Below are 21,440 nucleotides of genomic sequence, written 5' to 3'. Positions count from 1 at the left end.
AGGGCGTCCTGACGATCCGGGACCGCGCAGGAGGCTCTATCCTCTGGTTAAGCGGCGTCGTTCCGAAGAGCGCTTCAGCTGATGACGAGCAGGGCCTCGCCGAACTCGACCGGCTGCCCGTCCTCGACGAAGATGGCGCTCACCGTGCCGGCGCGGGGCGCCACGATCTCGTTGAAGGTCTTCATGGCCTCGATGAGCAGGAGCTTGTCGCCGACCTCGACCTTCGAGCCGACATCCACGAAGGTCTTGGCATCGGGCGAGGGGCGCAGATAGGCGGTCCCGACCATCGGCGAAGGCACGGTGCCGGCCTGATTCCGGGCCGGCTCGGCCGGCGCCAGCGCGGACGGGGCGGCCTGGGCCGGGGCCGGCGGCGGTGCCAGGGCGGCGACCGGCGCCGCCGCCGCGACCTGGATGCCCACGGGTTCGAGGCGCCGCACGACGCGGATGCGCAGGTCGCCCTTCTCGACCTCGATCTCGGAGAGGCCGGTTTCGGTGACGAGGTTTGCGAGCTCGCGCACGAGCTCGGGGTCGATGGCGTCGTTCTTTGACATCCGGCCTACTTCGTATCGCGGCGCGTCGGTCCGTCCATCGAGTCGGCGGTGGACCGCGGCCCTGCGGCTGGCGGCTCTTAGACGAAGGCAGTGCAGCGCGACAAGGCCGCCTCTGCCTTCGCGGCGGGCCGCCGGAAAGCCCGTTCCCTCAGCAGGAAGCGTGGCCGCACTGACGCACGTCGGCGATGGTCTTGCGCATCGGGTCGACGCCGACCGCGCCGGGGATCACCTCGTCGCCGATGATGAAGGCGGGCGTGCCCGAGAGGCCGAGCCGGTCGCCCAGCCCGCGGTTCTCGCTGAGCGCGGCCTTCACCTCGGGGGCGGCCATGTCCTTCTGGAGCTTGGTCGTATCGACGCCGAGATCCTTGGCGACCTGGATCGCCCGGGCGCCGTTCACCCGGCCCTTGGTCTCGAGCAGCTTCTGGTGGAATTCGAACAGCTTGTCGCCCTTGAGCTGCTGGCGCACCGCGATCGCGACCTGGCTGGCTTCCAGCGATTCCGGGCCGAGCACCGGAAAATCCTTGATCACGACCCGCAGCTTCGGATCGGACTTGATCAGCGCCTGCACGTCGCCCAGCGCCTTCCGGCAGTAGCCGCAATTGTAATCGAAGAACTCGACCATCGTGACGTCGCCGGAGGGGTTGCCGGCGATCACGTCGTGCGGACCGTTCAGGAGCGCGTCGCGGGATTCCTTGAGGGCGGCGGCCTGGGCGAGGCGCTGCGTCTCGGCCTGCTGCTTCTCGGCCTCGGCCAGCGCCTCTTGCAGCACCTCGGGGTGCTTGATCAGGTAATCCTTGACGATCACCTCGATCCCGGTGCGCTGCGCATCCGTGAAGGGTGAGGCGGGCGTTTCGGCGTTCTGCGCGAGGGCGGGAACGGCGACGAGGCCGAGCGCCAGGGCCAGCGCGGGCAGGGGGCGAATGAACGGCATGGATCCTCGCTTGCGGGGCAAGCCGGCCCGCGCTGGGCGCGAGCGGTAGGCGCCGGGTTTGGCGTTTTCGCGGCACCGGGTCAATCAGAGGCGATTCGGGACGTCGGGGCGCGGTTGAGCCGTCTTGCGGCGCGCTCTACCCTCCGGGTCCGACCGGATGGCCCCAACCGCGCGGCCGCATCCGGCACTCCGAAGGATCCCATGACCCCGATCTCCCGACGCGCCGCCGCCGTCCAGCCGTTCCTCGCCATGGACGTGATGGCCGCCGCCGCCGCCAAGGCGCGGACCGGTGCCGACGTGGTGCGGATGGAGGTCGGCCAGCCCTCGGCGCCGGCGCCGCGCGCGGTGATCGCGGCCGCGCAGGCGGCGCTGGCGACGGGGCGCGTGCCCTACACGGAGGCCCTCGGCCTTCCGGCTTTGCGCGAGCGCATCGCCCGGGACTACGCGGAACGGCACGGCGTCTCGGTGGCGCCGGAGCGGGTGGTGATCACCACCGGGTCGTCGGCGGGCTTCGTGCTGGCCTTCATGAGCCTGTTCGATGCCGGGGCGCGGGTCGCCGTGCCGCAGCCCGGCTATCCGGCCTATCGCAACATCCTGGCGGCCCTCGACCTCGTGCCGGCGCCGATGGTCCTGCGCGCGGAGGACCGCTTCGCCCCGACCGCCGCGCTGCTGCGCGACACGCACGCCCGGGCACCCCTGGCGGGCGCGCTGGTGATGAGCCCCGCCAACCCCTCCGGCACGGTCATCACGGAGGCGGCCCTGCGGGAGCTCTGCGCCGCCACGCGCAGCCTCGGCCTGCCGCTGATCTCAGACGAGATCTATCACGGCCTCAGCTACGGCCAGCCGACCGTCACGGCGCTCCGCTTCGATCCCGATGCCGTGGTGATCAATTCCTTCTCGAAGTACCATTGCATGACAGGCTGGCGCGTCGGCTGGATGGTGGTGCCGGAGGCTTTGGTCCGGCCGATCGAGCGTCTGGCGCAGAACCTCTACATCTCGGCGCCCTACCTGTCGCAAGTCGGGGCGCTCGCGGCCTTCGACGCTACGGGGGAGCTCGACGCCGTGCGCGACGGCTACGCGCGCAACCGCGCCATCCTGCTCGACGCGCTGCCCGGCCTGGGCCTCGGGCGCGTGCACCCGGCCGACGGCGCCTTCTACCTCTACGCGGATGTGGCGAACCTGACCAACGATGCGGCGGATTTCTGCCGGCGGATGCTCCACGAAGCGCATGTCGCGGCGACGCCGGGCCTGGATTTCGACCCGGACCTCGGCAGCCACCATGTCCGGTTCTCGTTCGCGGGCTCGGAGGCCGAGTGCCGCGAGGCGGTGGTCCGGCTGCGGCGCTGGCTCGCCTGACGGCTCAGGCAGCCTTCGCCGGCACGAGGTTCCGAACCGCGGCTGGAAGCGCCGAAAAATGCTCGATAACCCGGTCGGGCCCGAGTTCGGTCACCGGCAGGTCGGTGTAGCCGAAGGTCACGGCGACCACCGGGATGCCGGCCGCCTTCGCGGTGTCGATGTCGGTGCGGGAATCGCCCACCATCACGGCACGGGCCGGGTCACCGCCGGCCCGCGCGATCGTGCCGGTGAGATGGCGCGGATCGGGTTTGAAGCACGGGAAGGTATCGCGGCCGCAGATCGCCGCGAAGCGGTGGCCGATGCCGAGGAGGCGCAGCAGCTCGACCGACTGGCCCTCGTACTTGTTGGTGCAGACGGCGAGGCGGAAACCCTCGGCCTCCAGCGCGTCGAGCGCCTCGACGACGCCCGGGAAGAGGTGCGACGTGTCGGCGAGGTGCGCGCCGTAATGGGCGATGAAGGCTTCGAACAGCCTCTCGTGGTCGTCCGGCGACAGCGTGCGCCCCTCCGCCTCGAAGCCGCGCCGGATCAGCGCCTTGGCGCCGGCGCCGATCAGCCCGCGGGCCTGCGACAGCGGCAGCTCGGACAGGCCCTCGCGCCGCATCAGCACGTTGAGGGTGCCGATCAGGTCCCCCGCGGTCTCGGCCAGGGTGCCGTCGAGATCGAACACGGCGATGGGCGGGCGGGTCGTGGATGCGGCGGACATGTCGACGGGGCTCCTGGCTGGCACGGGCCTCGCTACCGGCGGGCGCCGCGGCGGGCAACCCGGCGCGCCTGCGCCCCTGCGCCTCGCCCATTCGTTCGCCGCCCCGCCCCAGACTCGCCCGAAAGCCCGGCGAAAGGCTGCGCGTCCCCGCCCCGGAACCCGCGATGAAACCCTTCCTGCCTCTCCTGGCCGCCTGCGCGGCTTTCCACGTCCTGCCGGCCGCCGCGACCTCCTACGAGTTCGTGCCCGCGCCGCAGACCGACCTGAACCGCATGTACCGGGTCGACAAGGTGACCGGCGAGGTCACGTCCTGCCAGTACGGCCTTCAGGAATCGGCGGGCGGCATCGGCCAGACGGTCTGCTTCGGAGCCGGGGAGGGGGCGGGGCCGCAGACGCCCTCTGAATACGGGCTGGTCGCGAGCCGCCACACCCGCGAGGCCGGCGTCTTCCGGGTGAATTACCGGACCGGCGAGATGAGCATCTGCTTCGTGCTGGTGAAGAAGGAGCAGGTCGTCTGCACCCAGCAGGGCAAGCCCGGCGCCGAAGGCGCCTCCGACGCGCCGCTGACCGGTCCGGCCCCCGGCCGGGCCGGGGCCAGCGCGACGCCGGCCCAGGGCACCCGCCCGTGACGCGGCATTGTCGGCGCGGGGGCGTTCCGGTCCGTCGGCTCCCGTGGTAGGGGCCGCGCGACCTTCGCGGAAAGACTGACTCCCATGACGCGCGTGCCCTCGCTTCACTTCGCCGACCGGGCGACGTCCCGGTGAGCGCTCCGGATCTGCGCCGGGCCGCGGCGGCGCGCGCCCTCGACCTCGTCGAGCCCGGCATGCGGCTCGGCCTCGGCACCGGATCGACGGCGGCGGCCTTCGTGGCGCTGCTGGGCGAGCGCGTCCGCCAGGGCCTCGACATCCTCGGCGTGCCGACCTCGGAAGCGACGCGCGCCCAGGCCGAGGGCCTCGGCATCCGGCTCGCGACCCTCGACGCGCAGCCGGAGCTCGACCTGACCATCGACGGCGCCGACGAGGTCGATGACAGCCTGCGCCTGATCAAGGGCGGCGGGGCGGCGCTCCTGCGGGAGAAGATCGTCGCCTGCGCGAGCCGCCGCATGGTGGTGATCGCCGACGCGGCCAAGCGCGTGGCCCGGCTCGGCGCCTTCCCGCTGCCGATCGAGGTCAATCCCTTCGGCCTCACCGCGACTCACCGGGCGGTGGAGCGCGCGGTCGCCGGCGCCGGCTGCTCAGGCGACGTCCGGCTGCGCCGGCGGCCAGACGGCACGCCCCTCGTCACGGATGGCGGCCACCACATCCTCGATGCCCATCTCGGCGCGATCCCCGATCCGGAGGCGCTCGGCGCGGCGCTCTGGGCCGTGCCGGGGGTCGTCGAGCACGGCCTGTTCCTCGGCATCGCCGATGCCGCGATCCTGGCGGCCGCGCGGGACGGCCAGGCCGACATCACCGTTCTCGGCAGCCTCGCCTGAGGCGCCGGTTTTCTCGCAAGCCATCCTTTCAGGATCAATCCAGCATGTCCCGACGCCTCACCGCCGCGCTCGGCCTCGCGCTCGGCCTCGCGCTCCCGGCCGCGGCCTTCGCCCAGGCCCACAAGCCCGCGCCCGCCAAGCCGGCGGCGCAGCCCAGCACCCCCGCGGCCAATACGCCGGCCACCACCTTCACGCCCGGCCACCTCGCGCTGGCCCGTGAGGTGATGCTTTCCTCCGGCATCGCCCGCTCGTTCGACTCGGTGCTGCCCGCCTTCGCCGACCAGATCCGCAAGCAGGCCGTCACCCGGCCGGAGCTCGCCAAGGATCTCGACGAAGTCCTGGCCTCGCTGCAACCCGAGATGGAGCTGCAGAAGCAGCGCATGATCGACATCGCGGCGCGCACCTACGCGGCGAAGTTCTCGGAGGCCGAATTGCAGGAGATCGCGACCTTCTTCCGTTCGCCGGCCGGCAAGCACTACGTCGAGGCGCAGCCGCAGCTCCTCGACGAGATGGTGCAGGAGATGCAGGACTGGACCCAGGACGTGTCGGAATACGTCATGGTCCGCGTCCGCGCCGAGATGGGCAAGCGCGGGCACCAGATGCAGTGAGGGCCGCGGATCCGGGACGCGGATCGCCGTGACGGTACTCCGATGAGCGCGCGATGACGGCACCGGGCCGGCTCTACACGGCGGGCGGCGTTCTCCTCGCCGTCATGCCGCTCGCGATGGTGCTGGCCAACCGATCGAGCCCGGTCGTGATCGGGCTGGCGGCGCTGGCCTTCCTCTCCGGGCGCATGCTTGAGGATCGTGCCGGGGTGGGCCGCCGGCTTCTGGCGCCGCTGACGAGCGCCCCCGCCGTCGCGGCGCTCGCCTTCCTGGGGTGGAGCCTCGTTTCGCTGGCCTGGAGCCCGTTCCCGGCCGCATCCCTGCGTGTGGCCGGCGAGTTCCTGCCGACGCTGGCGGCCGCCTACCTCCTGGCCTGCCTCGCGCCGGGCCGGATCCCGGCCTTCGCGCCGCGGCTCGGGGCCGTGGCGGTGGCCCTCGCGGGCCTGCTGATCGCCATCGATCTCGCGGCCGATCTGGTCCTTGAGCGCGCTCTCGGGCACCGGGCCGCGGCCTTCGTCCACAATCGGCCGGCGCTCACCCTCGATCTCGTGGCGGGTCCGCTCGCGCTGGTCCTGTGGCGGGAGCGCGCCCGCGGCCTGGCAGCGGTGACGCTGGTCTTCGCGGCGCTCGGCGTCCTGCGCTCGATCAGCGGCGCCGCCCAGCTCGGGCTGCTGGCCGGAGGCGCGATGTTCGCGGCCGGCCGCCTCCTGCCCCGGCGCACAGGAATCGGCCTCGCCGGCCTCGGCCTCGGCCTCGCGGTGGCGCTCGCCCCGGTCGAGGGCGATCTCCTCGCCCGGACCATGCCGGAGGCGGCCCACGAGCGCCTCGTGCAATCCTCCTCCCGGGCGCGGGTCGCCATCGCGCGCAGCTTCGGCGCGGCCGTGGCGGCCGATCCCTGGCGCGGGACCGGCTACGGCACGAGCGCGCGCTTTGCCGAGACCCCGGTCGCCCAGACCCTTCCCCCCGAGATGCGCGTGCTGTTGGGGGTCGGGCACCCGCATAACAGCTTCCTTCAGGTCTGGGCCGAGCTGGGCCTGCCCGGCGCGTTCCTTGCGGCGCTGACCCTGATGCTGAGTCTCGCCCGCATCGCCCGACTCGATCAGCCGGACCGCGCGACGGCGCTCGGTCTCGTCGCCTGCGCGGCCGCGATCGCCTTCGTGGAGCATAACGGCTGGGCCGCGTGGTGGACGGCGGGCCTCGGCGCTGCCATCACCTGGATGCGCGCCGCGCCCGGACCCGGCGCGATTCTGACATCCGATGGGGATGATCTCCCATGAGCGATTTCGACGTCGACCTCTTCGTCATCGGCGGCGGTTCGGGGGGCGTGCGCGCGGCGCGGATCGCGGCGGGCTACGGCGCCAAGGTGATGCTGGCCGAGGAATACCGGGTCGGCGGCACCTGCGTGATCCGCGGCTGCGTCCCGAAGAAGCTGATGGTCTATGCCGGGCGCTTCGCCGACGCGTTCGAGGACGCCGCGGGCTTCGGCTGGACGGTGGAGAATCCGCGCTTCGACTGGGGCATCCTCAAGCGCCGCCGCGACGCCGAGGTCACCCGGCTCGAAGGCATCTACGACACCAACCTGATTCGGGCGGGCGTCGAGATCGCGCCGGAGCGGGCCGTGATCGAGGGCCCGCACAAGGTGCGCCTCCTGACGTCCGGCCGCACGATTCGGGCGGAACGGATCCTCGTGGCGGTCGGCGCGCATCCGGTGAAGGAGCCGGCGGTGCCCGGGATCGGGCTGGCGATCACCTCGAACGAGGTGTTCGAGCTGGAGAGCCTGCCGGAGCGCATCCTGGTGGTCGGCGGCGGCTACATCGCGGTGGAGTTCGCCGGGGTGTTCGCGGCCCTGGGCAGCGCCACGACCCTGCTGCACCGCGGCGCCGCGCTGCTGCGCGGCTTCGACGACGAGGTTCGTGACGCCCTGGCCGAAGCCTACAACCACAGGATGGACCTGCGGCTCGGCCGCACCCTGACAGGCATCGAGCGGCGGGACGATGCCCTCTGCGTCCGCCTCGACAACGGCAGCGAGATCCACGTCGATCAGGTGCTGGTCGCCACGGGCCGGCGGCCCAACGTCGAAGGTCTCGGCCTCGACCGGGTCGGCATCGAACTCGACGCCGCCGGGGCGATCCCGGTGGACGCCTATTCGCAGACCAAGGTCCCGTCGATCTACGCGGTCGGCGACGTGACCAACCGGGCGAACCTGACCCCGGTGGCGATCCGCGAGGGCCACGCCTTCGCCGACACGGTCTATGGCGGCAAGCCCACCTGCGTCGATCACCGCCTGATCACCACGGCGGTGTTCTCGACCCCCGAGATCGGGGTGATCGGCCATAGCGAGGCGGCGGCACGCGAGGTCTACGGGAAGATCGACGTCTACAAGGCGCGCTTCCGCCCGATGAGCGCGACGCTCTCCGGGCGCGACGAGCGGATCCTGATGAAGGTGATCGTCGACTGCGCCACCGACCGGGTGGTCGGCGTCCACATCGTCGGCCACGATGCCGGCGAGGTCATCCAGGCGGTGGGTATCGCGGTGACGATGGGGGCCACCAAGGCCGATTTCGACCGGACCATCGCGGTCCATCCGACCGCCGCCGAAGAGCTGGTGACGATGCGCGTTCCCGAGGTGACCAAGCATCCGGTGGGCGTCGGCTAGAGCCGCTCCCTTGAGCGTGGCGATGGAGGGTTGGTTTCCGCTCTGACCGGAGAGGATGAAGCATCTCCCCAGAACCGCGGCGGCACGCAACGTGTCTGAACTCTTGGCCGCCATCCGCGCAGTCTTGATCTGCTTCACGTCGGATGCGCGGAACACCCGTCGGTCAGGAAAACGACAGGGCCGTTGCTTCGTGATCGGGCGCGGCTCATGATGAGAGCGGGTTCCACGCCGACTTTCTCGGGTTGCCATGACCGAACTCTTAGCCGTGGTCACCATCACGATCCTGGCCGTCATCAGCCCCGGCCCCGATTTCGCGATGGTGACGCGCAACAGTCTGTTGCTGTCGCGCCGCGCCGGGCTGCTGACGGCGCTCGGGATCGGCGGCGGCGTGCTGGTGCATGTCGCTTACACAATCCTCGGGGTCGGCATCCTGATCCAGCAGTCGATCTGGCTGTTCAACGCCCTGAAGCTGGTCGGTGCGGCCTATCTGATCTGGCTGGGCGTCCGGATGCTGCGGACGGAACATGCGTCGGACGACTCATCGGCACGGGCGGTACCCCTGTCCGATCGCGCGGCGTTGCGCACCGGCTTCCTGACCAACGTGCTGAACCCGAAAACGACGATCTTCGTGGTGAGCCTCTTCATGCAGGTGGTCCAACCGTCGACGCCGTTTGCGGTGCAGGTCGGCTACGGGGCCTTCATCTCAGCCGCGCACATCATCTGGTTCGCGCTGGTCGCAACGTTCTTTTCGGCGGGGGGCATACGGGCTCGCATTGTCGCCTTCCGTCGTTGGATCGATCGGGTGTTCGGGGCGCTGCTTGTCGGCTTCGGCCTGCTGCTGGCCAAGGCCAGCGCGGCGCGCTGAAGACAGTTCGGTCCCCCTTATCTGCGATCATCGCGCCGAAATGATTGGATCGAACGCCGGCCGCAGCCCGGACGACGGCCGGAACCGTCTCGTCGCGGACGTTTATGAAAGCGATTTGGCTGCCGCCGCGTACGGGGGACGGCTCGAAACGTTCGGAATCTCCGGGGCCTCGACGCCAAGCCCGACCGAGCCATATCAGGGTCATGGGAAAGCAGGGCGCAGGTAAGGGACGGGGCGACGACGCGCATGCGCGGCGGCAGGCCATCATCGACGGCCTTCTGGCGGATGCCCTGCGCCCGGTCTTCCATCGTCCGCCGAGCCACGACGCGCTGCCGCCCGACATCCGCCGCGCCATCGACCAGCTGCTCGCCAAGGCGGAGGCGCAGCGCCGCCGCTGCCTGACCTACGACGATCTCGAAGAGGCCCTGCCGCCCCGGGACGTCTCCGCGGAGGATCTGGAGGCGATCTTCTGGATTCTCGCCGAACACGGGATCGAGGTCGAGGACGGCGAGGCCTGAGGCCTCAGCGCGCCTGCCCCTCGTATTCCGGCACTCGCAACCGCGCGGGAACCTCTCTATAAGCCGCGCTTCGCGCGCAAAGCGCGGTCGCACGAAGAGGTGCGCGGAGAGAGGCCATGGGCGAGCGTTGGACACCGAAGAGCTGGAGACATCTGCCGATCGAGCAGGTCCCCACCTATCCGGACATGGCTGCCCTGGGTGCCGTCGAGTCGCAGATCGCGAGCTTTCCGCCGCTGGTTTTTGCCGGTGAGGCCCGCAAGCTGAAGGCGGCGCTCGGGCGCGTCGCCGCGGGCGAAGCCTTCCTCCTCCAGGGCGGCGACTGCGCCGAAAGCTTCGACGAGCACTCCGCCGACAACATCCGCGACTTCTTCCGGGTGTTCCTGCAGATGGCGATGGTGCTGACCTTCGCGGGCGGCTCGCCGGTGGTGAAGGTCGGGCGCATCGCCGGGCAGTTCGCCAAGCCGCGCTCCTCGCCGACCGAGACGCTGGAGGGCGTGAGCCTGCCGAGCTACCGGGGCGACATCATCAATGGCATCGGCTTCTCGGAGGAGTCGCGCGTGCCGGATCCCCGGCGTCAGCTCGAAGCCTACCGGCAATCGGCCGCGACGCTGAACCTGCTGCGCGCCTTCGCCACCGGCGGTTACGCGAACCTCGAGAACGCGCATCGCTGGATGCTGGGCTTCGTGAAGGATTCGCCGCAATCCTCGCGCTACCAGGACGTGGCGAGCCGCATGACCGACGCGCTCGACTTCATGCGGGCGATCGGCATCAACCCGGAGACCCATCCGGAGGTGCGGACCACGGATTTCTACACCAGCCACGAGGCCCTGCTGCTCGGCTACGAGGAGGCGCTGACCCGCGTCGATTCGACCACCGGCGACTGGTACGCGACCTCCGGCCACATGCTGTGGATCGGCGACCGCACCCGCCAGCCGGACCACGCGCACGTGGAATACGCCCGCGGCATCAAGAACCCGATCGGCCTCAAATGCGGCCCGTCCATGAAGGCCGAGGGGCTGATCCGGCTGATCGACCTGCTCAACCCGGAGAACGAGCCGGGCCGCTTGAGCCTGATCTGCCGGTTCGGCGCCGACAAGGTGGGCGACCATCTGCCGGCGCTGATCCGCGCCGTCGAGCGCGAGGGCCGCAAGGTCGTGTGGATCTGCGATCCGATGCACGGCAACACGATCCCGGCCGGCCGCTACAAGACCCGGCCGTTCGAGCGGGTGATGCAGGAGATCGAGGGCTTCTTCGGCGTCCACCGGGCCGAGGGGACCATCGCGGGCGGCATCCACCTGGAGATGACCGGCAAGGACGTCACCGAGTGCACCGGCGGTGCCCGGGCGCTGACGGCCGACGACCTGCAGGACCGCTACCACACCTACTGCGATCCGCGCCTCAACGCCGAGCAGGCGCTGGAGGTGGCGTTCCGCACGGCCGAGCTGGTGAAGGCCGAGCGCAGCCACGTGGAGCGCCCGCGCCTCGACGCGGCGGAGTAGGGCAGGGCGCTCCACCACTCTCGCTGCCCCTCTGCGGGCTTGCGGATTCACACCTCGGGGTTCGGGATCATCGTGCGGCTGCCGGGTCGGGCGTCCCGGATGGCTCATGCGCTCTCCCTCCCCCGCAGAGGGGGGAGGGAGAGAAGCGGAGCCGCCTTCGCCTCTCCGAGGAATATGTGTGCATCCGTTCGCTGCTGGGAGGGAACGCGCGTGGCGGTGCCGCTCACGCGATCGCCCGGCTGGCTCCGTTCCAGCGGTGGATCACCGCGGCGACCTCCGAGACGGGCACGGGCCGGCTGAACAGGTAGCCCTGCACCTCGTCGCACCCTTCCGCGCGAAGTTGGGCGAGCTGCGCCTCCGTCTCGACGCCCTCCGCGGTGGTCGTCATGCCGAGGCTGGCGCCGAGCCCGATCACCGCCCGCACGATGAAGTCCGTGCCGTCCTTGATGCAGAGATCGCGCACGAAGGACTGGTCGATCTTGATCTTGTCGAAGGGGAAGCTGCGCAGGTAGCTGAGCGACGAGTAGCCCGTGCCGAAATCGTCCATGGCGACGCGCACACCGAGCGCCTTGAGACTGTGCAGGATCGCGGTCGTCGCGCCGGGATTGGCCACCAGCACGGATTCGGTGATCTCGAGCTCCAGCCGTCGGCCCGGGAGACCCGTGCGGCGCAGCGCCTCCCGCACCACGTTGACCAGGCTCGCCGAAGTGAACTGCACCGCCGAGACGTTGACGGCGACCTTGAGCCCGTCCGGCCAGCGGGCGGCCTCCTCACAGGCGCGGCGCAGCACCCATTCGCCGAGCGGGACGATCAGGCCCAGCTCCTCGGCGATCGGGATGAACTCGGCCGGGGAGATGAAGCCACGGACCGGATGGTTCCAGCGCAGCAGCGCCTCGAAGCCGCAGATCCGATCCGCGTCGAGGCTGTAGATCGGCTGGTAGTAGACCTCGAACGATTCCCGGGCCAGGGCCTCGCGCAGATCCCGCTCCAGGATCCGGCGGGCCTGCAGGCGGGCATCCATCTCGGGCTCGAAGAACCGGAAGGAGCCCCGCGCCTCGGTCTTGCCGCGGTCGAGGGCGACCTCGGCGTTCTTCAGGAGCTTGTCGCAGCTGGTGCCATCGCTCGGCGCGAGGGTGATGCCGATGGTGAGCCCGACGCTGACCTCGTGACTGCTGAGGCTGTAGGGCGCGCCCACCACCTCGATGATCCGCCGGGCGAGAACTGCGGCGTCCTCCGGCCGGTCGATGCCGCGCTGGATCACGATGAACTCGTCGGCGCCGAGCCGGGCGACGCAGTCGATCTCGCGCACGCAGGCGGTGAGCCGGTTCGCTACCGCGGCGAGCAGCTCGTCGCCGACCCCATGTCCCAGCGTCTCGTTCACCGGGCGGAAATCGTCGAGATCGATCGCGAAGACCGCGAAGCCGTAATCGCGCCCCGCCTGAGCCACCGCCATCTCGATCTGCTGGCCGAGGGCGATGCGGTTCGGCAGCCCGGTGAGCATGTCGTGATGCGCCAGGAAGGCGATGCGCGCCTCGGCCTGGCGCCGCTCGGTGACATCCTCGTAGGTGGCGACGAACCCGCCGTCGGCCGTCTTGCGGCGCTCGATCGCCACGATGCGTCCGTTGCACAGCTCCTGGAAATGCGTGCGCCAGACGCCGCCGTAGAAGGCCTCCCGCTGTTCGCGCAGCAAGGTTTCGATATCGCAGCCCGGGTGGTTGCCGGCGAGCAGGCTGGCATTCATCACCTCGACGGCAGCCATCCCGGGCACGACCGCGCCGGGCGCCAGACCGTAGATCTCGCTGTAGCGCCGGTTGACCACCATCAGGCGATCCTGCGCGTCGTAGAGGCACAGGCCCTGGGACATGTTGTCGAGGGCGGCATCGAGGCGGAGATTCGTCTCGGTCAGCCGATCCTCCTGCTCCTTCAGCAGGCTGATGTCGCTGCACACGGCGATGAAGCCGCCCTGCTGGGTCGCACTGCGGCTCACCCGCAGCCACCGCCCATCCGCCAGGCGGATATCGCCGTCGCGGGCGAGCGCCCGGAAGCAGTCGCTGTGCGGGCTCGATCCCGAGGGTCCAGCATCCGCCGCGTTGCCCCAGAGGGAGATCCCGGCCTCGATGGCTTCACCCAGGCCCGCGAAGAAGCGCTGCGCCTGCGCGTTGGCGAGCGCAATCCGCCCCGCCGCATCGACCACCACCACGGCCTCGCGCGAGGTCTGGAGCGCGTCGGTGACCAGCGCCTCGGCGCGGCGGCGCTGGCTCACCTCGCGGGCCATCATGGCCCGGATGTTGTCCCGCATGGCCGCCATGGAGCGGAGCAGGCTGCCGAGTTCGTCGCGCCCGCCCGCCGGGATGCGGTCGTCGAGGCGACCGCTGGCGATGTGCTCGGCGGCCGCGGAGGCCGCGGCGAGCGGCCCGGTGATGCGACGGTTGAGCAGCCACGCCACGAGCGCGCAGGCGACGATCGCCAGCAAGGCCGCGATCGTGTTCACGCGCATCTCGCGGGCGACGAGGGTCCGCGCCGCCTGCCGGAACGTGAAGCCGTCGCCGGCCGTGTAGTTGACGAGGAGGTCGATCTGGTTGTCGACCACGCTGGCCTGCTGATCGAGCGCATCCCAACGATCCGGCCGGCCGGTGGCCGGATCGAACGTGCGCCGCATCTCCTCCCAGGCGCTGACCGCCGCCTGGACCGCGCCGGCGGTCCGCACCGCCCGATCGGATTGGGAGCGCTCCACCGCGATCGTCAGATCCTCGGCCAGCGTCGTCGACAGGTCCGCGATCTCGGCATTCAGCTTGGCCGTCTCGGCCTCGTTGTGGAGATGCATCCGACGGGCGAAGGCCGCGCGCATCTTGGCGAAATCGGCCGCCGTCGCCCGGGCGTAGTTGATGGACATCAGCGACTCGTCGTAGGTCCGATTGACCAGAGTGCCGATGTGCGAGATCGCGACCACCGCGTAGAGCCCGAGTGCGCCCGAGAGCAGGCTCATGCTCAGGAAGGCGACGAAGATTCGGCCGCGAACCGTGGTGAAGAAACCCGAGAGCCCGCGTGCCGCAACCGACAGCTTCGCCGGGCTCATCTCCACTCTCGCCGTCTCGGGGTCTTGCATCGCATGGTCCGCCGCGGAACACGTTCGACCATCTGTAGTTGCGACATGTTAAGAGGCGCTTAGCCCGCGGTTCAGCCAATTCGATTTAACTGCGCGGGCGAAGACACGTCGTACTCCGCACGATCGATGCAGAAGCGCTCGAAATACGGGTATGGATGAATGATTTTTCAATGAAGTTCATGCAACGCTGACCCTCGCAATCTGAGGTGTCACATGTCCGCTTCGGTATCCCGGATCGTCGGAAGGCTGCGCTGGCCGACGGCGGTTCCCGCGGTGCTGGCCCTGATCCTGGGGGCAGCCTGCGGATTGCTCATCACGGAGCAGCTTCAGGCCTCCGGAATCGCGGTCTCTCAGAAGGGACGCATGTTCCACCCCGACAACCTGACGGTTGCCCGGGGCGAGGTGGTGACGTTCGTCAACGACGACAGCGACCTGCTGCACCACGCCTTCGTCGAGTCCGAGACGTTCAACTTCGATTCCGGCGATCAGGAGCCGGGCAGCCGCACGCCAGTCACCTTCACGGAGCGCGGCACGTTCCAGGTCCTCTGCGGCATCCATCCGAAGATGAAGCTCGTCGTGCGGGTGAATTAGATGTGTGCTCCTGAAATCAGGCGGCGCTACTCGTCATCGTCGTCCCTGGCCTCTACGAGATCGGTCGCGTCATCGTCGTCCTCATCGACCACGAGGGTATCATCCTCGACGGTGCTGTCATCGTCATCGATATCAAGTGCGACATCTTCCTCAGCGTTAGAGTCGGTATCTTTGTCCGCCTCCTCGGCCTCGACTTCATCGAGCGACACTAGTTCCGGGCCTTCCGTGTCCTCTTCATCGTCGATTGGCGTGTCTTTACGAGCAAGCACGGGCGCCGCCCCCCTGGCGAAGGATGCTGACACGGACGTCGGGACGACCTCGCCTGAGTAGGGCGAGATCACGGGGTCCTTGTTGAGGTCGTAGAACTTCTTGCCCGTTGTTGGGCAGATCCGCTTGGTGCCGAGGTCGGGACGTACCATTGTAACCCTCTTTGGTGCGTTCGACGCTTGATGGACCGCCTGCTCGGCGGTGTCTACCATTTGCCATCGTGCTGGGAAGACGACCAGCGCAGGCATCATGAAAATGGGGTCTCACCGAGGCCACTGTGCTTACAACCGAGGTGAAGCAGGCTTGGAGGCAGCGCAAAGGAAAAGCTGTGGTCGATGCTCTGCTGCGACAGATCGGGGTGGGAGAACCCGATAAGGCTTATAGGATCTGGACCGGAGTGGACCTCAAATGAGAAAGCCTCGGGGCTTGGCGCTCGTTCACGTTAGAGGAGAGCCGCCAGTCAAGCTGCCCAACACGGTTCTTCATGATGGCCTGAGGCTCGGCGTGCTGCATGGCGATGGCCAGAAGCTTCTGGCGGAGTTGCCGAAGGCCAGTATCGACTTATTCTTCACATCACCACCTTATGCTGACGCTCGGGCATACAGCCGCATCCATCCGGACCGCTATGTTGAATGGTTCCTGCCCTTCGCACGCGAGATGTTCGAGGCAGCCAAGCCGACCGGCAGTCTTATCATCAACATCAAAAATCGGGTTGCAAAGGACGGTTCACTGAAGGGTCAGCGCCATCCTTATGTTTACCAGCTCGTCCTAGCGCTGCAGAACATTGGCTGGCGTTGGATCGAGACATACATATGGGCCAAGCCAAATGCGGTACCTGGACGCTTTGGTCCACGCACTAAGGATAGCTTCGAATACGTCTATCACTTCGCAAGGGACTTGAAGCCGTTCTTCGACTTGGCTGCTGTTCGCGTTCCTTACAAGGCCGACAAGGCTGAGATTGCGCGTAGAAGGCTGGATACCCTCGGGCGCCGCAATACCGAGGCTGGTTTCGGCCGCGACCGAACTAAGACCTACCTCCTCGGCGGAGCCGACCCGGGCAACGTTGTCACCGTACCACAGACTTACAACCAGCATCGCGGTGTCGCACACACAGCAGCGATGCCCGAGGGATTAGCCGAGTTCTTCATTAAAGCTGCCTCGCCGCCGGGTGGAATTGTCGTCGATCCCTTTGCTGGCAGCGGAACCACCATCACCGTTGCGCGTCGTCATGGTCGCCAAGCCTTCGGCTTCGAGATACATGATGAGTTTGTGCAAGTCGCTCGGCGGCGGATCCATGAGGATTTGGCCGATGACATGCCAGGCCGTTGCCTTGGGCCTTCTATAGGTTGACGAATGGCACTCCATGACACGGTCCAGAGCATTTTGGATGCACCGTCCTGGGCACAACGCATTGCTCAGATAAGGTTGGTGCCTCATCGCCACGGAACAGGGGAGCACGGTACGATCTACGCGGCCGTCGCGCGAAAGCTTTACATGCCACACCTCGCACCCGACTTTGCTTATATTCATACCTCTACTTTCTATGATCCACCCCATTTCTTCGAGGCATACGATGAGGCTGATCGCCTGACGGATCGATTTACCAAGGTTGCGGAAGCTGACCTCGCTCGCGCAATAACGGAGTGCCCACGCACTCTTCTGGTATTCCGAACGCTGCTTGGTCTGACCAAAGACGAATTTGCGCATGCCTCTTTACTTGCGGCCGCGACAACAGATGTCAGGCCACTTTCATCATCACAAATCGACAACATGGAGAGAAGTGATGTTGCTCCTCGCGCGATGACGACGCGCGCACGAGCGCAGGCTGAAATCGCAGCCAAGACGATAGCGATGACGATGAACCATGAGCTGTTTGGTGAGGCACCCCCCGGTTTGCGGAGCAAACAACAAAAGCCTGATACTCAGAATGGATGGAAGACGGTCAGCGAATTTGCGTCCGATGGAGTACCGCTCAAAATTTTTCTGCACCAACGGCATTACGGTGGTGCGTTTCGTCAAGTTCTGGACGCCACCTCGACCCAGCGGGGCAACTTAATTGAAGATGCGGTTGAGGACCTTTTTACAGAGAATCGTATCCCATTCATTCGCACCGGAAGTCACAATCAGGCGGAAATTGCTGAACGCTTTGAGGTGAAAGTGACGCCGGCACCCGACTTTGTGGTCTTTGATCGGGCAGATGACAGCTTGAAAGCGATGCTCGAATGCAAAGGTACCAACAATGGAGGAACCGCTCGCGACAAGGCGCTGCGTTTTGTGAGTCTTCGAAGCGAGGCGACCCGCTTGAACGGCGTTCCTCTCATAGGCGTCTTAGGTGGCATCGGCTGGGCGCGAATCAACGATGCGCTCGCGCCAGTGGTGCGTGACACTGAAGGAAGAGTATTCACGCTCTCAACTCTCACTGACATGCTACAGGTCCAGCCATTCCCGAGTCTGATCGGAACAGCCGACCCTTAGATCGAAGCCCTGATCTGTTTATGTGCGAATGGCATTCGATCTATGCTGTGGAGGACGCTTGCAGCAGAACGATGGTCCAACAGCGCTATTAGCCGCGATCGTCACTGACGCCGCTTCGCTTGTCGAAGTGCTACAGCGCGCTCAGCCGAAGGAGATACTGGTGGAGCGGAAAGAGCGCGTCATGAGGGAGACTTGGAGGCGCCCAGGATCGTAACACAATCAGGCACGGTCTTAGATTCCACACCGATATCAGCGTTGGGCCGAACGCATCGGTGCCTCCGGCGAGGGCGCCTTGAGGCGCTCGATCGCCTGACCGTCGCGCAGATCCGGCGGCGGGCTGTAGATGATGCGGCTGTCGGCCGAGAGGCCGGATTCCAGTTCCAGGGTGCGCCCGAGGTCGCGCCGGATCTTGACGGTCCGCCACGTCACGCGGTCGTCATCGCCGACCTGCGCGACCTGAAGCCCCTTGCTGTTGAACACCGTCGCCTCGGCGGGCACCGAGACCGCCGGCGCCTGGCGCGGGATCTTGAGGGTCACGTAGGCGTAGAGCCCGGCCCGCAGCTGCCGGTCGGGATTGGGCACGTCCACCTGGGTCGTCAGCGTGCGCGAGGCGGCGTTCAGGGCGACCGAGCTGCGCTCCACGAAGCCGTCGAAGCTCCGGCCGGGGATCTGCGGCACCGTGATCGCCGCCTTGACGCCCGGCTGGACGCCGACCGCGTCGTTCTGCGGCACGTTCACCGTGATGCGCAGGGTGCTGTCCTGATCGATGCTCAGAAGCGGCGTGCCGCCGTTATCGGCCCGGACGAGGTCGCCGACATCGACGTTGCGGATCGTGACGACGCCGTCGAAGGGTGCGACGACGCGCTCGAATGCGGTCAGTGCCTTCAGCCGTTCGACCGCCGCCTCCTGCGACTTGATGTTGGCGGTCGCCACCTTCACCCCGGCCTCGGCGGCTGCCAGCGTCGCGGCCTGCGACAGGACACCGGCCTGCGAGGTGTCGGCGTTCTGCCGGGAGGCCCAGCCCTGGACGGCGAGCGTCGTGGTCCGGTTGTTGGTGAGATTGGCGAGGTTCACGCTGGCGCGGGCCTGCTCGACCTGCGCCTGCGCCTGGAGCAGCTGCGCCTTGAGCTGGCCGACCTGCGCCTCGGCCTGGGCGAGCTGCTGATCGAGGTCCGGCGCCGCGATCCGCAGGAGAAGGTCGCCCGCTTTGACGCGCGCGCCGATGTCGACACGGCGTTCGGCGATGTAGCCGGTGGCCCGGGCGGCGATGGCCGCGGTGGTGAAGGCCTGCATCTCGCCCGGCAGCACCAGATCGAGCGGCCCCTCGGCACGCTCGGCCGTCACCGTGCGCACCTGCGGCACGAGGGTCTTGATCCGCTCCAGCGTCGCGCTCGCCTCGGCGTCGCGCTGCCAGTGGCCGTAGGCGCCCCAGCCGAGCAGACCGATGCCGAGCAGGCCGACCAGGAGGAACGGCATCGCGCCGGGGGGCGGGGGAACGTCCTGCGCCGCGTCGTGCGCCTTCATCGATCACTCTCCGCCCCGGCCCCCGCCCGGCTGCGGCGAAGGTAGCGGTCAAAGCCCGTCCCGGCCAGCGCGGGCTTTGGCCGCATCGCGGGTCAGAACGGGCGCGGGGCCGCAAGGCGCGGGTGCCGGCTGAGGCGCTTGTGCAGGTGGACCATCAGCGCGATGCCGAACAGCGGCGTCAGGAGATTGAGGATCGGCACCACCATCATGGCCGAGAGCAGGCAGCCGGCGCTGAGCGTCCGCACCGAGAAGGCGCGGCGCATGGCGGCAGCCTCGGGCAAGGGCCGGAACCGGGCGGCCGCCATCTCGAAATATTCCCGGGCGAGCAGATAGGCGTTGGCGCCGAAGAAGGCCGCGATCCCGATGACCGGCACGAAGAAGATCACGAGCGCCGCGAGGTTGACCAGCAGCGTCACCCCGGCAAAGCGGACCGCGTAGAGCATCGCGGTGCCGAACGGCATGGCCCGGCCCGGCGGGTCCTCGGGGAAGTCCGTCCGCTCGACGATTTCGGCCGCGTCGTCGAGGAAGAAGCCCGCCACCAGAATCGAGATCGCCGGCATCAGATAGGCCAGCGCCACGAACAGGCCGAAGCCCGCAAGGTAGTAGGCGAGGGTGTCGAGGATCGGGTACTGGGACGAGATGTGATGGCTGGCCTGAAACGCCTGGACCAGCCGCGTCAGGCCGAGCCAGACCAGCACCAGGAGCCCGAGCGTCAGGCCCAGCGATTTCCAGAGGATCGCCCGCAGGGGGGGCGAGAAGGTCTGGCGCAACGCCGCCGCGGCGGACTCGACGAGCATCGGGTGGGTTCCGGTCGACGCCGGTCGCGGCGCGGGCGCGTTGTGGAGCGGTGCGGCCGGCGGCGCAAGGCTGCCCGTGCCGCAGGGCCGAGGCAGGGCAGGTGAGGGAACGAGGAGCGCGCGTGCAGGACGCAACACGAGAGATCTCGCCCCCGCAGAGCGCCGATCGGCCGTTCCGACCGGCCTACCGGCCCCGGCTCGTCCCGTTGCCGGAGACGCCGGAGGTGCTGATCATCGGGGCCGGCGCGGCGGGCATCGGCGCGGCGCGGGCCCTCACGGCGCAGGGCGTGTCGGTGGGAGTGTTGGAAGCCCGCGACCGGGTCGGCGGCCGCGCCCTGACCGTGGCTTTGCGCGGCCACGCCCTCGATCTCGGTGCCCACTGGCTCCATGCCGGGCCGATCAACCCCCTGGTGGCGCTGGGCCGCGCCCGCGGCGAGCGGCTGCGCCGGGCGCCGCAGGACAGCCATGTCTGGGTCGGACGCCGTCCCGGGCGCCCCGACGAGGTTCGCGCCAATGCCCGGGCCTTCGCGCGGGCGGACCGGGTGATGACCGGGGGCGCCGCGCAGCCCGGCGCCGACCGCCCGGCCGCCCGCGCCCTCCCGCCCGGGCTGGGCCCCTGGGGCTCCCGGGTGGCGCAGGTCCATGGCCTCGTCTCCGGCCGGCCGCTCGATGAGGTCTCGCTCCACGACTTTCCCAGCATGGAGTACAGCGACAACTTCTTCCTGGCGGACGGCTACGGCAATTATCTGGCCCGCCTCGCCGACGGGCTGCCGGTGGCGCTGGGGACCGCGGTGACGCGGGTCGACTGGTCGGGCGGCCGCGTGCGGGTCGAGACCGCCGGTGGCGCCAGCTACCGGGCGCGGGCGCTGATCGTGACCATCCCCATGATGGTGCTGCGCGACGGGCCGGCCTTCACGCCGCCGCTGCCGAACACGGTCCGTGCCGCCATCGACGGTTTCACCACCGGGATCTACGAGCATGCGGTGCTGCACTGGCCATCCAGCCCGTTCCGCGGCCGCGACCGTCTGGCCGCGATCCACGGCCGCCGCCGCACGCCGCCGGGCCTGCTGACCCGCATCGACGGCACCCCGTTCCACTATTACGAGCTCGACCTGCGGGAGGCTGCGGCCCTGGATGCGGCCGGTTCCGGGGCGGACGGCGTGCGCCGGCACGTCCGGGCCGTGCTGGCCGACCTGTTCGGGCCTCGCCGTCTGCGCGATCTGAGCATCCCGGCAGTCAGCGCGTGGCGCCACGATCCCTGGTCGCGCGGATCCTGGGCCGTTGTCCCGCCGGGCCACGCATCGGCGCGCCAGCTCCTGCAGGAATCCCTGGACGATACCTTATGGTTCGCCGGCGAGGCTCTGTCCCGCGAGCAATGGGGCACGGTCGGCGGAGCCTATGCCGAAGGCGCACGCGCCGCCGAGGCCGTCGCCCTGCGCCTCGGCGCGGGCGCAGCCTGACGCGCACAACGCGGCCGTCCGTCTTGCCGGGACCCGGCAAGACGGGCATCCCCGCCCGGAAA

General features: G+C 68.8%; 20 protein-coding genes. 13 read left to right on the top strand and 7 right to left on the bottom strand.

All coding sequences use genetic code 11. The features are described 5' to 3' along the window. Positions 1-74: 74 nt before the first annotated feature. Positions 75-551 carry an acetyl-CoA carboxylase biotin carboxyl carrier protein gene (gene accB, locus FVE89_RS19310; RefSeq protein WP_160535770.1) on the bottom strand — a complete coding sequence of 159 codons (477 nt, stop codon included), beginning with the start codon at positions 549-551 and terminating at the stop codon, positions 75-77. A 148-nt stretch (positions 552-699) separates the two neighbouring features. Beyond that, a complete protein-coding gene (locus FVE89_RS19305; RefSeq protein ID WP_160535768.1) occupies positions 700-1,482 on the bottom strand; it encodes a DsbA family protein in 783 nt (260 codons plus the stop codon). A gap of 201 nt (positions 1,483-1,683) precedes the next feature. Here FVE89_RS19305 and FVE89_RS19300 point away from each other — a divergent pair, with 201 nt between their 5' ends. Next, on the top strand, positions 1,684-2,838 hold the full coding sequence (locus FVE89_RS19300; RefSeq protein WP_160535766.1) for an aminotransferase class I/II-fold pyridoxal phosphate-dependent enzyme: 1,155 nt from the start codon (positions 1,684-1,686) through the stop codon (positions 2,836-2,838). Between the two features lie 4 nt (positions 2,839-2,842). Here the strand turns inward: FVE89_RS19300 and FVE89_RS19295 are convergent, their stop codons facing one another. Next, positions 2,843-3,541, bottom strand: a complete 699-nt coding sequence (locus FVE89_RS19295; RefSeq protein WP_160535764.1) for a phosphoglycolate phosphatase — start codon at positions 3,539-3,541, stop codon at positions 2,843-2,845. 164 nt (positions 3,542-3,705) lie between these two features. Here FVE89_RS19295 and FVE89_RS19290 point away from each other — a divergent pair, with 164 nt between their 5' ends. From FVE89_RS19290 to FVE89_RS19255, 8 genes are all read left to right on the top strand, one after another. Continuing rightward, positions 3,706-4,170, top strand: a complete 465-nt coding sequence (locus FVE89_RS19290) for a hypothetical protein (RefSeq protein WP_160535762.1) — start codon at positions 3,706-3,708, stop codon at positions 4,168-4,170. Positions 4,171-4,301: 131 nt separating this feature from the next. Beyond that, positions 4,302-5,015, top strand: coding sequence for a ribose-5-phosphate isomerase RpiA (gene rpiA, locus FVE89_RS19285; RefSeq protein ID WP_160535760.1), 714 nt, complete (start codon positions 4,302-4,304; stop codon positions 5,013-5,015). Positions 5,016-5,059: 44 nt separating this feature from the next. Continuing rightward, on the top strand, positions 5,060-5,623 hold the full coding sequence (locus FVE89_RS19280) for a DUF2059 domain-containing protein (protein WP_160535758.1): 564 nt from the start codon (positions 5,060-5,062) through the stop codon (positions 5,621-5,623). A 53-nt stretch (positions 5,624-5,676) separates the two neighbouring features. Next, positions 5,677-6,897 (top strand): O-antigen ligase family protein, encoded by a 1,221-nt coding sequence (locus FVE89_RS19275; protein ID WP_160535756.1) that lies wholly within the window; start codon positions 5,677-5,679, stop codon positions 6,895-6,897. Next, positions 6,894-8,276, top strand: coding sequence for a glutathione-disulfide reductase (gor, locus tag FVE89_RS19270; protein WP_160535754.1), 1,383 nt, complete (start codon positions 6,894-6,896; stop codon positions 8,274-8,276). Before FVE89_RS19275 ends, gor begins: the two co-directional genes overlap by 4 nt. Before the next feature lie 247 nt (positions 8,277-8,523). Continuing rightward, the gene (locus FVE89_RS19265; RefSeq protein ID WP_160535752.1) at positions 8,524-9,141 is read left to right on the top strand and encodes a LysE family transporter; all 618 of its coding nucleotides are present in this window, start codon (positions 8,524-8,526) and stop codon (positions 9,139-9,141) included. 203 nt (positions 9,142-9,344) lie between these two features. After that, a complete protein-coding gene (locus FVE89_RS19260; protein ID WP_160535750.1) occupies positions 9,345-9,659 on the top strand; it encodes an RNA polymerase sigma factor region1.1 domain-containing protein in 315 nt (104 codons plus the stop codon). Positions 9,660-9,775: 116 nt separating this feature from the next. Further along, complete coding sequence (locus FVE89_RS19255) at positions 9,776-11,158, top strand: 3-deoxy-7-phosphoheptulonate synthase class II (protein WP_160535749.1); 1,383 nt, start codon at positions 9,776-9,778, stop codon at positions 11,156-11,158. A 223-nt stretch (positions 11,159-11,381) separates the two neighbouring features. Here the strand turns inward: FVE89_RS19255 and FVE89_RS19250 are convergent, their stop codons facing one another. Continuing rightward, a complete protein-coding gene (locus FVE89_RS19250; RefSeq protein ID WP_160535747.1) occupies positions 11,382-14,264 on the bottom strand; it encodes an EAL domain-containing protein in 2,883 nt (960 codons plus the stop codon). Between the two features lie 213 nt (positions 14,265-14,477). Here FVE89_RS19250 and FVE89_RS19245 point away from each other — a divergent pair, with 213 nt between their 5' ends. Then, positions 14,478-14,855 (top strand): plastocyanin/azurin family copper-binding protein, encoded by a 378-nt coding sequence (locus FVE89_RS19245; protein WP_160535745.1) that lies wholly within the window; start codon positions 14,478-14,480, stop codon positions 14,853-14,855. A 26-nt stretch (positions 14,856-14,881) separates the two neighbouring features. Here the strand turns inward: FVE89_RS19245 and FVE89_RS19240 are convergent, their stop codons facing one another. Continuing rightward, positions 14,882-15,373, bottom strand: a complete 492-nt coding sequence (locus FVE89_RS19240) for a TIGR02300 family protein (RefSeq protein WP_348644714.1) — start codon at positions 15,371-15,373, stop codon at positions 14,882-14,884. 175 nt (positions 15,374-15,548) lie between these two features. Between FVE89_RS19240 and FVE89_RS19235 the strand changes: the two genes are divergently transcribed. Together FVE89_RS19235 and FVE89_RS19230 are read left to right on the top strand one after the other, a co-directional pair. Continuing rightward, positions 15,549-16,472, top strand: a complete 924-nt coding sequence (locus FVE89_RS19235; protein WP_202130916.1) for a site-specific DNA-methyltransferase — start codon at positions 15,549-15,551, stop codon at positions 16,470-16,472. A 3-nt stretch (positions 16,473-16,475) separates the two neighbouring features. Next, positions 16,476-17,597 carry a hypothetical protein gene (locus tag FVE89_RS19230; protein ID WP_160535741.1) on the top strand — a complete coding sequence of 374 codons (1,122 nt, stop codon included), beginning with the start codon at positions 16,476-16,478 and terminating at the stop codon, positions 17,595-17,597. A 249-nt stretch (positions 17,598-17,846) separates the two neighbouring features. On the opposite strand, the gene FVE89_RS19225 is transcribed toward FVE89_RS19230, so the two are convergent. Then, positions 17,847-19,121 (bottom strand): efflux RND transporter periplasmic adaptor subunit, encoded by a 1,275-nt coding sequence (locus tag FVE89_RS19225; RefSeq protein ID WP_160535739.1) that lies wholly within the window; start codon positions 19,119-19,121, stop codon positions 17,847-17,849. Between the two features lie 92 nt (positions 19,122-19,213). Continuing rightward, a complete protein-coding gene (locus FVE89_RS19220) occupies positions 19,214-19,918 on the bottom strand; it encodes a sulfate transporter family protein (RefSeq protein WP_160535737.1) in 705 nt (234 codons plus the stop codon). Positions 19,919-20,040: 122 nt separating this feature from the next. Between FVE89_RS19220 and FVE89_RS19215 the strand changes: the two genes are divergently transcribed. Further along, positions 20,041-21,378, top strand: coding sequence for an NAD(P)/FAD-dependent oxidoreductase (locus FVE89_RS19215; protein WP_160535735.1), 1,338 nt, complete (start codon positions 20,041-20,043; stop codon positions 21,376-21,378). Positions 21,379-21,440: the final 62 nt, after the last annotated feature.

It is taken from the genome of Methylobacterium sp. 2A (assembly GCF_009806555.1).
Classification (GTDB): Bacteria; Pseudomonadota; Alphaproteobacteria; order Rhizobiales; family Beijerinckiaceae; genus Methylobacterium.
The sequence above is the reverse complement of the archived record's forward strand: the minus strand, read 5'-3'. Positions and strand labels throughout refer to the sequence as shown.